Annotated in this window: 14 protein-coding genes; 8 read left to right on the top strand and 6 right to left on the bottom strand. The window is 44.5% G+C overall.

What is annotated here, in order from left to right:
- Positions 1–909, bottom strand: a complete 909-nt coding sequence (locus FFF34_010615) for a serine hydrolase (GenBank protein ID TSD67811.1) — start codon at positions 907–909, stop codon at positions 1–3.
- 39 nt (positions 910–948) lie between these two features.
- Here FFF34_010615 and FFF34_010610 point away from each other — a divergent pair, with 39 nt between their 5' ends.
- From FFF34_010610 to FFF34_010590, 5 genes are read left to right on the top strand one after another with little or no spacing between them, the layout of a single operon-like run.
- Entirely contained in the window at positions 949–1,188 is a 240-nt protein-coding gene (locus tag FFF34_010610) for a DUF433 domain-containing protein (protein TSD67810.1), read from the top strand.
- Complete coding sequence (locus FFF34_010605) at positions 1,172–1,498, top strand: hypothetical protein (GenBank protein TSD67809.1); 327 nt, start codon at positions 1,172–1,174, stop codon at positions 1,496–1,498. Before FFF34_010610 ends, FFF34_010605 begins: the two co-directional genes overlap by 17 nt.
- Positions 1,499–1,532: 34 nt before the next feature.
- A complete protein-coding gene (gene lpxK / locus FFF34_010600) occupies positions 1,533–2,588 on the top strand; it encodes a tetraacyldisaccharide 4'-kinase (protein ID TSD67808.1) in 1,056 nt (351 codons plus the stop codon).
- Entirely contained in the window at positions 2,560–3,375 is an 816-nt protein-coding gene (locus tag FFF34_010595; protein ID TSD67807.1) for a purine-nucleoside phosphorylase, read from the top strand. The genes lpxK and FFF34_010595 overlap by 29 nt, the downstream gene beginning before the upstream one ends.
- The gene (locus tag FFF34_010590) at positions 3,375–5,480 is read left to right on the top strand and encodes a hypothetical protein (protein TSD67806.1); all 2,106 of its coding nucleotides are present in this window, start codon (positions 3,375–3,377) and stop codon (positions 5,478–5,480) included. The genes FFF34_010595 and FFF34_010590 overlap by 1 nt, the downstream gene beginning before the upstream one ends.
- 110 nt (positions 5,481–5,590) lie before the next feature.
- Here FFF34_010590 and FFF34_010585 read toward each other — a convergent pair whose 3' ends face one another.
- Positions 5,591–6,835 (bottom strand): asparagine synthetase B, encoded by a 1,245-nt coding sequence (locus FFF34_010585; GenBank protein ID TSD68015.1) that lies wholly within the window; start codon positions 6,833–6,835, stop codon positions 5,591–5,593.
- Between the two features lie 495 nt (positions 6,836–7,330).
- On the opposite strand from FFF34_010585, the gene FFF34_010580 reads away from it, so the two are divergent.
- Positions 7,331–7,768, top strand: a complete 438-nt coding sequence (locus tag FFF34_010580) for a peptidylprolyl isomerase (GenBank protein ID TSD67805.1) — start codon at positions 7,331–7,333, stop codon at positions 7,766–7,768.
- Between the two features lie 72 nt (positions 7,769–7,840).
- Positions 7,841–8,353: a hypothetical protein gene (locus FFF34_010575; GenBank protein ID TSD67804.1), complete on the top strand. Its 513-nt coding sequence runs from the start codon at positions 7,841–7,843 to the stop codon at positions 8,351–8,353.
- A gap of 51 nt (positions 8,354–8,404) precedes the next feature.
- Here FFF34_010575 and FFF34_010570 read toward each other — a convergent pair whose 3' ends face one another.
- From FFF34_010570 to rlmH, 3 genes are all read right to left on the bottom strand, one after another.
- Entirely contained in the window at positions 8,405–8,818 is a 414-nt protein-coding gene (locus FFF34_010570) for a Dabb family protein (protein ID TSD67803.1), read from the bottom strand.
- A gap of 21 nt (positions 8,819–8,839) precedes the next feature.
- Positions 8,840–9,748, bottom strand: a complete 909-nt coding sequence (locus FFF34_010565; GenBank protein TSD67802.1) for a cation transporter — start codon at positions 9,746–9,748, stop codon at positions 8,840–8,842.
- Between the two features lie 99 nt (positions 9,749–9,847).
- A complete protein-coding gene (gene rlmH, locus FFF34_010560; protein TSD67801.1) occupies positions 9,848–10,321 on the bottom strand; it encodes a 23S rRNA (pseudouridine(1915)-N(3))-methyltransferase RlmH in 474 nt (157 codons plus the stop codon).
- A 59-nt stretch (positions 10,322–10,380) separates the two neighbouring features.
- On the opposite strand from rlmH, the gene FFF34_010555 reads away from it, so the two are divergent.
- Positions 10,381–12,186 carry a DNA mismatch repair protein MutS gene (locus FFF34_010555; protein ID TSD67800.1) on the top strand — a complete coding sequence of 602 codons (1,806 nt, stop codon included), beginning with the start codon at positions 10,381–10,383 and terminating at the stop codon, positions 12,184–12,186.
- Between the two features lie 288 nt (positions 12,187–12,474).
- Here the strand turns inward: FFF34_010555 and FFF34_010550 are convergent, their stop codons facing one another.
- Positions 12,475–14,967, bottom strand: coding sequence for a TonB-dependent receptor (locus FFF34_010550; protein TSD67799.1), 2,493 nt, complete (start codon positions 14,965–14,967; stop codon positions 12,475–12,477).
- Positions 14,968–15,080 lie beyond the last annotated feature (113 nt).

Genomic DNA, 15,080 nt, shown 5'->3' with positions numbered 1-15,080 from the left:
CTACTCGTTAAGCATATATTTATCTATACCCGGGGCGGGCTGCCACTTGCTGCCCGGCTCGTAATAATGCCACAGCAGGGCCGACACCTTTTTAATTAATATATCGGCCTCGTTGGTGGGTGCCCAGCTTTGGTCCTTATTGTTTTTGGTGATCACAGAGAAAACATAATCGCCATGCGGGGCATTCACCAATACCGTCTCCGACCTTGAATCGTCAACCGCGCCTTGTTTGGATATGGCCTGCACATTCGGCGGTATTTGCGATAGGGCTGTATTATCCCAATATATCCTGTTAAGTGTGCGTAGCATCCGCTCGCTGGCGGCAGGGCTCACCACTTTGCCATCATGTATCATAGTAAACAGGCGGGCCATTTCGCGCGGTGTGCTTACTCCCCAGCCATAAATATTGCGCATAGCCTCGCGGCCTGCCGTGCGCGAGTTTACCCGCATCACCTTAAATCCGTTTGCATCCAGCCATTGGTTAATATGTTCGCCTGTTACCAGTTTTTGCAGCCATAGGCTGGCGGTATTATCGCTCATGGTGATCATCAGCATGGCTACCTTGCTTAGCTGTATGGTGTCTTTATCCTTAAACGACCCTAATATATCCTCGCCTGCATACAGCAGCGAATCGCGGTAAGCCAGTTTTTGATTGTAGCGCAGCTCACCTTTCTCTATTTTGTCCATTAAGCCGCTTAGTATGCTCACCTTTATCATACTGGCGGTAGGGAACAGCGTATCAGCATTGATCTCGACCGTTTTACCGCTTTTTAAATTTTGTACATAAATACCAAGCGTACCGTTAAAACCTTTAGTAGCGGTTTGCAATTGCGCGCTTAGCTTCGCATCGGTTTGGGCAAAGGTGCTTAGTGCAGTTAGGAGCAGAATGATGGACAGGCGGTATTTCATGAGTTGGATTATTTTAATTAAAGTTAGTATCTTTATGTTATGGATGTAAATAAAGTCATCAATATAGATAACGATATTTTAAACGGCCAGCCCGTTTTTACCGGCACACGCGTGCCTGTAGAGTCGCTGTTTGACCATTTAGAAGCTGGGGTGTCTTTAGATGAGTTTTTAGAAGATTTTCCATCGGTTAAAAAAGAGCAAGCTATTGCTTTACTGGATATGGCTAACAAGATCGTCACTTCAAAAGATATTGTAAAACTTTATGAAGCTGTTGCTTGACGAGAACTTACCAAAAAAACTAAAACTCGATTTTCCTGACCATGAGATTTATACAGTGGGTGATAAAGGCTGGAACGGTATTAAGAATGGCGAGTTATTAAAGCTACTTATTAAGGAAGAGTTTGATGCGCTATTAACCTTTGATAAGAACTTACAATATCAGCAGAATTTTAAGAAATACACCGTTAACGTGTTTGTGCTTACTGCAACAATCAACACTTATGCTGAACTATCTAAACTTAGTCCAAAAGTTAAAGAATATTTAAAAATGCAGTACATCGCTGATAGCCCTGTCATAATTATCTCCTGATCCCTTCTTCTCTTTTCCTATCTTTACCCCGTATATGAAATACCTGCGCTGGCTATTATTTCCTTTTTCGATGCTGTACGGATTGGTGGTGATCATCCGTAACTGGGGCTATGATACCGGACTGATAAAAAGCCGGCAATTTGAGGTGCCAACCATTTGTGTAGGCAACCTGGAAGTTGGGGGCGCGGGCAAAAGCCCCATGACCGAATACCTGGTGCGCTTATTAAAAAAAGATTACCAACTGGCCACCCTTAGCCGTGGCTATGGCCGCCAAACAAAGGGATTTGTTACGGCCACTACTACTACCACCGCTACAGATATTGGCGACGAACCCGCGCAATTCAAACATAAATTTCCGGATATTACAGTGGCCGTTTGTGAGGATAGGGCAGCGGGGATAGATCAGCTTAAAACCAACCACGACCTTATTTTGCTTGACGATGCCTACCAGCACCGCGCGGTAAGGGCAGGGCTAAATATTTTATTGTTTGATTATAAGCAATTGCAGCAGGTGCGCCTGCTGCTGCCTGCCGGCAACCTGCGCGAGCCTTTTAGCGGTAAATGGCGGGCCGATATTATAGTAGTAACCAAATGCCCGACTGATATTACCTATGAGCAAAAAAACAGGTGTTATTACCGCATAGCGCCCGATAACCGGCAGCCCCTGTTTTTTACCGGCATTGCTTACCAGCCCTTGCAGGATATGCAGGGCAACCCTGTGAGTTACGTTATTGATGCCGATACTACCGTGTTTTTGTTAACCGGTATTGCCAACCCCGCGCCGCTGTTGCAGCATATTAAAACTTTTACCAACCGTATCATACACCACAATTATCCCGATCATCACCCGTTTAGCTTAAAAAATATCAGTAAACTTGCCGATGAATACACTGCCTGTACTTCGCGGAAAAAAATAATCATCACAACAGAAAAGGATGCCCAACGTTTAGGCTTACAGGTTTTGCAAAAAGCCATTGCCGGCCTGCCCGTTTGGGTGCTGCCCATTGGGGTTGATTTTTTGGGCGAGGGGCAGCAAAACTTTAATGAGATAGTGAGTAATTATGTTAGAGAGAATAGAGCACACCACTAATTATATAAAAAGCCGCATAGGCGATTTTGTACCCGAAGCCGGTATTATTTTAGGCACCGGCCTGGGCGGCCTGGTTACCGAAATTGAGGTAGAGAAACAGCTGATGTATAGCAATATTCCCGATTTCCCGATGTCGACATTGGAGTTTCATTCGGGTAAGCTGATATTTGGTACGCTGGCGGGTAAAAAGGTAGTGGCTATGCAGGGCCGTTTGCACTACTACGAAGGTTATAGCATGCAGCAAATTACTTTCCCGGTTAGGGTGATGAAGATGCTGGGTATTAAAACCCTGTTTGTATCAAACGCCAGCGGATCGCTTAACCCCGATTTTAAAAAGGGCGACCTGATGGTGATAGCCGATCATATCAATCTGCAGCCCATGAACCCCCTGATAGGCCGTAACGAGGATGAGCTTGGTCCGCGTTTCCCGGATATGAGCCAGCCCTACCAGCACCACCTGATAGATAAAGCACTTAGCATCGCGGCAGCAAACAATATTACCTGCCATAAAGGAGTTTATGTTGCGGTAACCGGGCCAAACCTTGAAACCCGCGCCGAGTATAAATACCTGCGCATAATAGGCGGCGATGCCGTGGGCATGAGCACCGTGCCCGAGGTGATAGTAGCCAACCATATGGGCCTGCCGGTTTTTGCCGTATCGATATTAACAGACGAGGGTTTCCCCGAGGAATTGAAGCCTGTATCTATCGACGAGATAATTGCGGTTGCCAGTGCTGCCGAACCAAAAATGACATTGATACTTAAAGAGCTAATAGCAGGGCTTTAATGGCTAAAAAACTAAAATATATATTGCTGTTACTGGTATGCACACTGGCACACCAGGCGTTTGCACAGGTAAACGATACCCGCTATCCAGGGCAATCGCGCGAGCCGGTTTACAGCAGGGATACCAGCAACCGGGTAAAGGCGCGCAACAACAGCAGCGATAACCTGGATACCCTGCGTAAACGCGAAGAGGAAAAAAAGGATTCGGTTGTGTTTAATTCTAAGTTTATAAAGGTAACCAACGAGCGTTTACTGGCCGATAGTACACAGCTTTTTCCCTTAGATACCGGCCTGGTGAATTTCGAGAATTATAGTCCGCTATCGCAACCACGAAACCCCAAAATAAGCCTGGGCTACCTGGGCGTATCGCAGCGCGACCTGCTGTTTAATCCCCGCAAAACCATTGGTTTTGACGATGGCATGCATGCGCTGGATGCCTATATGCTAAACCCGCAGGATATTAGTTATTTTAATGCCCGCACCCCTTATACGCTGCTATCGCTATCGAACACGCTGTTTACCACGCGCGAGCAGTTGTTTAAAGCGCTGCATACGCAAAACGTAAAACCCAACTGGAACGTAGGGTTGATGCTTAACTTTAACGGATCAAAGGGGTATTACAGCAGCAATAATGTGCTGGCACAAAACGTAAGCGATTTTAATGCCGCCATATTTAACTGGTACCATTCAAAAAACCAGCGGTATAACATGCTGGCCAATTTGATATTTAATACGCTTAAATCGCCCGAAACGGGTGGGCTGGTTAAGGATACCATTTTTAAAAGCTCGCAATCGTCGTTTGATAAAACTACCGAACAGGTGCGCTTGCCCGGTAGCTACAGCAATTGGAAAAGTACCGGCTTGTACATTAAGCAATTTTACTACATAGGGCATATTGATAGCCTCAAAAAAAATACCGGCAGTACTAACGTGTTGCCCACCCAAAGGGTAGCCTATACCTTTTATTATAACCAGCGTAAATATAACTACCTGCAAAACGGGCAGGATACCTACAACGTGTTCCCCGATTATTACTTTAGCGCGGGCCGCTCGCGCGACTCGTTGAACGTGCTGCACCTGCAAAACGATTTTTCGTACAGCTTTTACCTTAGGGGCAAGTCGGTAACGTTTGTAAAAAACGAGCTAAAACTGGATGTGGGCCTGGTGCAGGATTATTATAAATACACCCAGTTTGTGAGCGATACCACCATTAACGAGTTTGGGCGGAAGCAATTAAAGCCGCAGCGGGTACAAAACGAGAGCTTTCAGAACCTTACCCTTAAGGCGCGCCTGGGCTACCGCTTTAGCGACCGCATTAACCTGGATGGCGACCTGAGACAAATTGTGCAGGGCCGCGATTTTGGCGACCTGCTGTACGATGCCAAACTTACCCTGTCGGGCGGTAAAAAGGCCGGCACAGTTGTGCTTGGCGCTTATTTGCAAAGCAGTTCGCCGGCGTTGGTGTACACCAATTGGATAAGTAACCACTATATTTTTAACAATAGCTTCTCTAATCAAAAAATATCAAACCTGTCTTTTAACTACATTAACGACCTGCTAAAGGTTGACCTAAAGGCGGAGTATTTTTTGGTGACCGATTACCTGTACTTTGCATCGCCCAACCATGGTATTGATGCCGTGCCTACGCAATACGGCGGCAACATTAACCTGTTAAAGGTAAGCCTGGGCAAAAACATCACCTGGCGCAAACTGCACTTTGATAATTTTGTGGTTTACCAAAAAACCGACAGGCAGGATATTTTACGCACGCCCGAGGTTTACACCTACAGTAGCTTATACCTGGATGCCACCTTGTTTAATGTGCTAAAATCGCAATACGGCATTACCGCGCGCTACAATACCGAATATTTGGCGCCATCGTACGCGCCGGGCATAGGCCAGTTTTACAATGGGCCCGATGTTAGGTTTTCGTCGTACCCTATTGCCAGCGTGTTTTTTAAGGCTACGCTGCAACGCACCAATATTTTTGTACAGTACGATTATGCCAACCAGGGCCTGTTTAGCCGCGGCTTTTACACCGTAAACCGTTACCCCCAAATGGATGCCGTTATAAAATTCGGCGTAGCCTGGACGTTTTATAATTAGCCCCCAGCCCCCTGAAGAGGGAGCTTTTGAAACACCTAAAGAAAGTCCGACATTTTATTAGACATCTCTACCTATATAACTTTTGTTCCCCCTTTAGGGGTTAGGGGGCATCAAGTTTTCTGTTTCTTCTTTTTAGCTGCGGGGAACAACACGTTGTTTAGTATCAGCCTGTAGCCCGGCGAGTTGGGGTGCAGCTTTAGGTCGGTTGGCGGGTCGCCTACGGCGTGCTGGTAGTCTTCGGGGTCGTGGCCGCCGTAAAAGGTCCACTGGCCTTTGCCGTACTCGCCGTGTATGTAGCGGGCCTCGTTGGCGGTTTTCATTTCGCCCATAATGGTAACACCCGGTTTTAGTTTGTTTTTGTTAAAGGCAGTGGTAAGGCCCATAAAGCCCTTTATCACTTTGTCATGGTCCTGCGTAAGCATGCTGGGCACCACATCCCACTTAGCCGAAAAATCAAACAGGGTGAAAAAATCCCTTGTGCGCTCTACCTGCCTTACGGGCGTTACATCAATATTGGCAAACTGGTGCGAGCCGGGGTTCATATCCAGCGTAAAATTCTGAAAAGCGAATGTTTGCGTAAAATCCAGTTTCGATTGCGCATCAGGGTCGGCAGGGTCGCCGTCAAACATGCTTTCGCAAATATCGGTTCCGGCGGCGGCAAGGGCAATATCAAAAGTATCTGTGCCGCTGCACATGGCAAACAAAAAGCCACCACCGGCGCAAAAATCGCGTATGTTTTGGGCCACTTTCAGTTTCATTTGCGATACCTTGCTAAAACCCAGTTTGGTGGCCAGCGCACGCTGAGCCTTTACATCATCATTATACCATTGCGCATAGCGGTACACGCCGTAAAACTTGCTGAACTGCCCGGTAAAATCCTCGTGGTGCAGGTGCAGCCAGTCGTATTTGGGCAGGTCGCCACGTATCACTTCCTCGTCGTATAAAACATCGTAGGGTATTTCGGCATATTTTAGTACAAGGGTAACGGCATCGTCCCACGGTAGCTTGCTTTTTGGCGAGTACACGGCCATTTTAGGTGCTTTCTCCAGCTTTACCACATCCATGTTAACAGATGGGTCGCTTACTTCGGCCAGTATCTCGTTCACCTTGGCATCGGGCAATACCTCGTAGCTTACACCGCGTATCTTGCACTCTTCTTCGGTCTTTTGGTCGTACTTCATCATAAAGCTGCCGCCACGATAGTTAAGCAGCCAGTCTACCGTTTCGCCGTTCTTTAAAGTCCAAAAAGCAATGCCGTACGATTTTAGGTGGTCCTTTTGTTCGTCATCCATCGGTATAAGGATAGAAGCCGCGCGGCTAAGCAAAGGCAGCAGGCAGAAAGCCAAAAACAACAGGCTTTTTGGTAAAAGGCTGAATATGCTTTTAGGTAAAAGGTGAAAGGTAAAAGGTGAAAGGTGCTTGTTTAAAGTATTCATGGGTGTTACCAAATGTAACGATTAATTGGGAATGGTATTATAGGATGGGATTAAGGGAAAAGAGGAAAAGGTTGCATCGCTAAATGGACAAACTTGGCAGGCTTAGTTTTTACCAATTTGGTGAGTAGCAAAATAAAACCGGCCTTAATCTTTTTTATATCATTTATTATGTTATATTAATAACCCACCCAAACGAATTAAAACGAAAAATAACGAATTAAAACGAAAAATATGGAATGCGCTAAGTATAGGTGTGGAATTTAAAACAAGGCTAAAACCAATTAACTGCCATCCATTTTTACAAAAATCACTTGATGCCTTAATGCCAAAAAGGTAACCCCTTTGACAGGGGTAAAAACCTTTCGGCTTTCACCTCAAATTATTACCTTTGCCACCTGTTTAAAATTAAAACACATGAGCAAAGCAATAATAAAAACCGAAAAAGGCGACATGACCGTCGAGTTTTTTGATAAAGATGCCCCAAATACAGTAGCTAATTTTTTAGGTTTGGCAAAATCAGGCTTTTACAATGGTGTAACGTTTCACCGTGTAATACCTAACTTTATGGTACAAGGCGGCGACCCAACCGGCACAGGTGCAGGTGGCTCGGGTACCCGTATAGACTGTGAACTAACCGGCGATAACCAATACCACGACCGTGGTGTGCTATCAATGGCGCATGCAGGCCGTAACACCGGTAGCTCTCAGTTCTTTATATGCCACAGCCGCGCAAACACCGCTCATTTAGACCGTCACCACACGGTATTTGGTAAAGTGGTTGAAAACGTTGACGTCGTTGACGATATACGCCAGGGCGACAAGATATTAGGTATTGAGGTAATTGAAGGATAAGTAAAAAAGGTTAAGGCTGTTGTATAACTTATAGCTATTACAACGTTTATAACCACTACAACACAATAAAACATGAATTTACAGGGAATTGTAGCGGTATCGGGTAAGCCGGGTTTATGGCGTGCATTGGCGCAAAACAAAACCGGTTATGTACTGGAAAGCCTCGACGCGCAAAAAATTAAGCTGATAGCTAACCTATCTACCGCTAAACTGGCGGCTTTAAACGAGATAACCATTTTTGGCGTATCAGATGATATTAGGCTGGTAGATGTATTTGAGCGCATGAAAACCGCCAAAAACGTCCCTGCTGTTAAGGATGATGGTAAAAAGCTGCGCGAGTTCTTTTTTGAGGTAGCACCCGATCATGATGATGAAAAGGTATACTCGTCGGATATTAAGAAGATACTGAGCTGGTTTTTGATATTAAAGGATATGCCTTTATTTGAAGAAGCCGACCCAAGTGCCGCATCTGTTGCCGAAACAGCGCCTACCGCTGAACCTGTAAAAGAAGAAAAGCCTGCGGAAGCACCTGCTGCTGAGGCTCCTAAGGCGAAAGCCAAAAAAGCACCCGCTAAAAAAGCATAAGCAATTAGCTGAAAAAAGCCCCGGTAGCATAGCTATCGGGGCTTTTTTGTGTTAAGCGGCGTCTATCGCATCGTAAACGATAACCTTTTCCCACAGGTGGCTGCAGTTTTTAATAAACTCCAGGTGGATGGGGTGGCTTTGATAAGTAGCCTGACCAGCCAGATCGCTAAAAAACATCAGCTCGGATACTGCCCAGCTGTTGTCAACTACATCGCGCTTTTCGGTACTGGCTACAACGCCAATGCGCAATTCTTTGATGGTGTCGATTTTTTTTAGCGTTTTAAGGCCTGCTATAATTTTGTCGCGGTCTTCAACCGAACCAGGGTTTTTAAGCCAAAAAAACACATGGTGAACAATAGGGTATTTACTTTCCATACTTATTAAAGGTAATGCCGAAGCAACTGCTGTACTTGCTGCAAGTGCTGCTGTGGTGGCTATAAATTTTCGTCTGTTAGTGGTGCTCATTGCTATAATAATTCAGGCTGTTTAACACTCCGGCTGCGCGCATTTTTCGTCGGCAAACTCGGGTTCAAAGGTGCTATGGGTGATGGATAGGTGTTCTAAACGGTGGCGCAGATCGTGTTTAATATCATCAAACATGGTCATGTGCTCGGGCTTTACCACCAGGTGCGCGGTAAGGGCGGTTTCGGTAGTGCTTAGCGCCCAAACATGCATGTGGTGCACATCAACTACGCCATTTGCTTTCACCAGTTCGGCTTTTATTTTTTTAAGGTCTATCTCTTTGGGTACGCCATCCATCTCTAACCGCAGGCTGTCTTTAAGCAGGTTCCAGGTACCGGTAAGTATCACAATGGCAATTACTATACTTACTGCACTGTCTATCCAGGCCAGGCCGGTAAAATAGATGATAACCCCTGATATAACCACTCCCAGCGATACGATGGCATCAACCGCCATATGCAGGTAGGCGCCTTTTACATTAAGGTCGGTATCTTTATCTTTTACAAAAAGCCAGGCTGTAAAGGCATTAATGGCTATGCCTATAAATGCTACCCAGGCAACCGTACCGCCGGCAATAGGCTCGGGGTGTATAAAGCGCATAACGGCTTCGTAAATGATAAAACCCACGGCCACAAACAGTATCATAGCGTTAAAAAACGACACAATGATGGTACTGCGCTTATACCCATAAGTGTACTGACTGTTTGATTTGGCCTTAGCCAGCTTAAAGGCAAGCAAGGCCAATGCCAGCGAGGCCACATCGCTTAGGTTGTGCCCTGCATCGGTAAGCAGCGATAGCGAGCCGCTTATTAAACCCATTATAACCTCGACCACCACAAATGCCGAATTAAGCACTATTCCCCATATAAAGGCAGCGTTCAAATGGTCTATTTTTGGCGCGTGGTCGTGGTGATGGTGCGAGTGATCGTGCATGGTATACAAATGTGCAATTTTTAGGGCTTAAAGTAAAGTGTTAATAACGCACATTGTTTGTCTTTTCATCTGAGATCTGCATATCTGGAATCTGCACATTTACTCGTGGTGATAAGGTTCGCCTTTAATAATGGTATAAGCCCGATATAATTGTTCTACAAAAAACAGCCTTACCATTTGGTGCGAAAACGTCATGCGGCTTAAGGATAGCTTATCATTGGCCCGCTGGTAAACCGATTGATCGAACCCATAAGGGCCGCCTACCACAAATACCAGGTTGGCCGATGATGATACCGCCCGTTTATTGATGTAATTGGCAAACTGTACAGAGGTAAACTCTACGCCATTCTCGTCAAGCAGTATCAGGTGATCGGTTCGGTTTACCTTTTTTAATATCAGCTCGGCTTCCTTTGTTTTTTGCTGCTCTTCGGTTAGGGCTTTTGTGTTTTTCAGTTCGGGTATTTCGGCCAGTTCAAGTTTGGTGTAATGCTTCAGGCGCTTTACATATTTTTCGATACCTTCTTTTAAATAAGCATCTTCGGTTTTGCCAACCGTTATAAAAGTGATCTTCATTTTTAGGCCGAAATGTTAGCTATTTGTTGTAAAATTGACAGCTTGTAAAGCTACCTAAAATGGATCAAAATATAGTAAAAGCCTATGAACATGCCGCAGCAGAGGCTAAACAGACGGCCGATAAATATAAAACGCTTGCTAATACCTACTCGCTTTTAAGGCTGGGTATTTTTGGGCTGATGATATTTGCCGTGTACCTTACCATTGTGCAGGACAACTTTACCATTATGGCCACTGGCTTTGTGGTGCTGCTATTGGGCTTTGTGTGGCTGGTAAAACGCCAGAGCCAATACGAGGCGCAACGCGATTACTACCTCGATCTGCAAAAGGTTAACCTGAACGAGATAAGCAGCCTGATTAATAATACCAGCCTTTACAATAACGGACAGCACTATGCAAGCGAGAAGCATTTTTATACATCTGATCTTGACATTTTTGGCCCTGCATCGCTTTTTCAGTTGATCAATAGGGCGGCCACATCCGCAGGGAATAATAAGCTGTTTGCCTGGTTAACCGCACCCGCTCAAAAAAGCGAAATACTATTACGACAGCAGGCCATTGCCGAAATAGCCACCCAAAACGATTGGAAGGTAAATACACAAACAAAACTGCTGTTTGCAACCAAAGAAGATACCGACCAAATGAAACGCCTGTTTATTTATTTAGGCATACCAATGCAACTGGCGGGCGAAAAATGGTTGAGCTTGTATATTAAAATTGCCCCTTACCTTTTGCTGGGACTTATTATAGCCGGTGTTTTTAACCCCGCTTTTTTTATAGCGGCTATCGTTATTGCCTTGCTCAATTTTTCTATAGTGGTTATAAATGGCAGTTACTTGCTTAAAGCAGGGGAAATTGCTGAGAAAATAGGCACGGTACTTTCTAAATACGCGGTGGTATTTAAAGCTATTGAAGGTAATGAATGGCAATCGGCACGCTGTGCCGCGCTCAATCAAAAGCTCCGGGTAAATCAAACTTCTAAAAATATCGAAGAACTATCTAATCTGGTAAATAAGCTTAGTTACAGCCTTATTATGATAGTTGGCTTTATTTTAAATGTGTTTTTTTTATGGGCGATAAAACAGGTTATCCTGATAGAGAAATGGAAGCGCAATAACCACCAGAACCTGGAAGAAGCCTTTGAGGTTATCGCCGAGTTTGAAGCACTCATCAGCATCGCCGGTACGGCTATCAACTACCCCGACTGGTCCGTTCCTGTTATTGCGGATACCGAAGGTTATACCCTTACAGCCCAAAACATAGCCCACCCGCTTATCCGCAGTAACCGGGTTGATAATGATTACGAACTGCACGATACCTTTGCTATCGATATCATTACCGGATCTAACATGGCGGGCAAGAGCACCTTTCTGCGTACTATCGGTATTAACACTGTTTTAGCGCTTGCAGGGGCACGCGTTTGTGCCACGGCTATAGAAGTATCGGTTATTACCATAGTGACCTACATGCGCATAAAAGACTCGTTAAACGAAAGCACATCTACCTTTAAAGCTGAGCTGGACAGGCTGCAAATGCTGTTGGCTGCGGTTGAGCAGGAAAGCCGTGTTTTCTTTTTGATAGACGAGATGTTGCGCGGCACTAACTCAGTTGATAAATACCTGGGCAGTAAAGCGGTAATAGAGCAGCTTATCAGCAAAAAAGGGGTTGGCATGGTAGCCACCCACGATTTGCAGATTGCCCGCCTGGAAGATAAATACCCCGCCTATGTGCGTAATTATTACTTTGATATACAAGTTATCAATGGCGAAATGCTGTTTGATTATAAGCTAAAACATGGCGAATGCAAAACCTTTAACGCATCGCTGCTGCTTAAACAGATAGGGATAGATGTAGGAGAGGAGTGATAGATGTGCAGATTTCAGATTTTAAATGTGCAGATGATTGCTTGCATCATTGATTAGTTTAATTCGTAAAGTCGCGATACTTCGCGCCTCTTTTCTCGATTTAGATAAATCAAGATATCCTCTAATCAAGTGAATCATGGTTCAGACAAAAAAGTCGCGAAGTATCGCGACTCTACACGGGCTTGTGTCGATAAAATCATGGTAGTCCTATAATCAAAGTTCAGCATAACGCAAAAAAGGCTCCCGATCACTCAGGAGCCTTTTGATTTGTATTTAAAAACGGAAAGATTATCTGCCGCCGGCCGGTGCACCACCGCCGCCTGCGCCCTGGTCGCCTTGTTTCATGTCATCATTGTTGATGCCTTTTTTGCTTTGCTGAGGGCTGCTAAAGCTAAGTTTACCAAAGCTGTAGCTAAACGTTAAACCGTATGAGCGGAACGGCAACTGGAAGTTACTGTAAGTACGGAAGCCATTACCCTCGGTACGCGAATTGAAGCTTTTGTACTCGGCAAACGGACTGATAACGTTGATACCAATAGCCAGTTTCTTTTGCATAAACTGCTTTTTAACACCTACACCAAATATACTGAAGGTTGGCTGCGAACCTTGTATGGTACGACGGGCCGAGTTGCCAAACGCAAAGGTTTCGGCCAAAAAGTTATTAGGCAATGTGGCTGTGGCACGTAAAAAACCACCATATTGGAAGTAGGTGCCTGTTGATGAAAAGTTTGCAGCAAACTGCGGCAATACTGTAGCATGGTAAGTATAAGCGTTAAAGTTACCCAATATGGTTAAAAACTTAAACGGTGTTACTGATGCAAATACGCTACCACCTACCGAGTTGTTTTGCCCTACGTTGCTGTAAGTACTTAGGGTACCAAAACCGCTTGTTAAGGTATCGGCAATGCTTTCTATTAAACCATTGGTGTGTTTGTAGTAAACTGATACGTTAAGGATAGATGATTTAATAAAGCTGTTTAAGGCCAGTTCTACCGTTTGCGATACCTCGGGGCTTAAAGTGGGGTTACCTACCTGTTGTGCCTGTATGTTGCTTTGGTTAACAAACGGGTTTAAAAACTGCAAGCTTGGGCGTGTTATGCGTTTGCTGTAGCCCAATTTTAATGTATTTGTTGCCGTAAGCTTCTTTTGTATAGTTAAGCTGGGTACGTAAGTATTGTAATTTTGATCAAACGGTGCAATAGATTGTACAGCGTTAGTAGGTACACCATGTATGTCGGTGTTCTCTAACCTAAAGCCTGCAAGCACTGTCCAGTTTTTTGGCAGAGTGATGGTAAATACCGAGTAACCTGCAAACACGTTTTGATCGTATGCATACTGGTTTGATGTGGTAGGATTAGGGACACCCGAGAAACCACCACCGGCAGTTGGATCAAAGTAATTTGAGGTACTGTTTAACCTTCTGAATATACTTTTACCGCCTGCTTCTAACTTAAATACTTTGTTTATTGGCAAGGTATAATCTAACTGTAAAGTGTACTCGTTGTTTTGACCATCAATGTTGTTTTTGATGTTCTGCCTGAAGGCGTTTTGCACCGAGTACAGGTTGCTATAATCAGATATACCCGAGTTATGGCTCCATTGGGTGCTAAAGTCTATTTCTTCACCCTCTTTTTTAAACTTGTGGGTGTAGTCAATATTCCAGTCAAAACCATCTATCTTGTTTATACCAACGCTATAGTTATTATAAACATTGGTAGGGATAGACGAAATGCTGTTGTTATCACCTTCGGTACCAAAACGTATCTGGTTAAATTTTAAGGTGGTATTAATGCTATTGAAACCGTTAAACTGATAACCTGCACCTACCGAACCGATAACCGCGTGGCGGGTAAGCCTGCTGCTACCACGGGTAATGGTAGAGTCGGCACCTATGTACTGGCCAAACTCCAATTTAGTAGTTTGTGGCCACGATGCGTTACCACCCACGTTGGCGTTAAAGTTAAAACGGTTTTTGTTGTAGCTCAGGTTCATGTTGCCATTGTTTTGGCGTGTACCCACACCACCGCTTATACCACCGCTAAAACCCGATACATTTTTTTGTTTGGTGATGATGTTGATGATACCTGCCGAACCTTCCGCATCATATTTGGCAGATGGCGAAGTGATCACCTCGATAGATTTGATCTGATCTGCAGGGATAGATTTTAATACATCTGATAAACTGGCCGAGGTAGCACCCGACGGTTTACCGTTTATTAGTACCCTTACGTTGGCATCGCCGCGTACTGATACGTTACCATTTAAATCGACAGATACCATGGGTACTTTTGACAAAAGGTCGGTAGCACTACCACCGGCAGCTGTTAAGTCTTTTTCGGCATTATAAACTATCTTGTCAATTCGGTTTTCAACCAGGGCCTGCTGACCAACCACCTGTACTTCTTTTAAGGCGCGCGCACTTAGGGGCAAAATGATGTTACCCATGTTGTTGTCTGGTTTTGAAGCCGTAGTTTCAACAGGGTCGATAGTTTTGGTTTGATAGCCTATAAAGGATATCACAATTTTGTACTTGCCTGCTTTAATATTATCTAATTTAAAACTTCCTTTTTCATCAGTTAATACACCGTTTATTGGAACAGTTCCACCTGTCCTGAATACGCTGATGGTAGCATAGTCAACAGGTTTTTTGGTAATGGAATCTATAACCGTACCGGATATTTTTCCGACGATTGAAGAGCCTCCGCCACCAAATCCGCCGATTTGTGCTTTAGCAGTTATAGAAGCGGTAAAAATTATTAAAAGTAAAATTATTCGTTTCATTTGGGGACATTTTCGTAATTGGAGGCGAAAATGCTTAAAATGTTACACGCTTAAATGGTATTTGTGTAAATTAATTTTCATGTAATGTATATGTTACACTAAGTGGCTTATAA

The organism is Inquilinus sp. KBS0705 (genome assembly GCA_005938025.2).
Taxonomy (GTDB): Bacteria; Bacteroidota; Bacteroidia; order Sphingobacteriales; family Sphingobacteriaceae; genus Mucilaginibacter.
The sequence above is the reverse complement of the archived record's forward strand: the minus strand, read 5'-3'. Positions and strand labels throughout refer to the sequence as shown.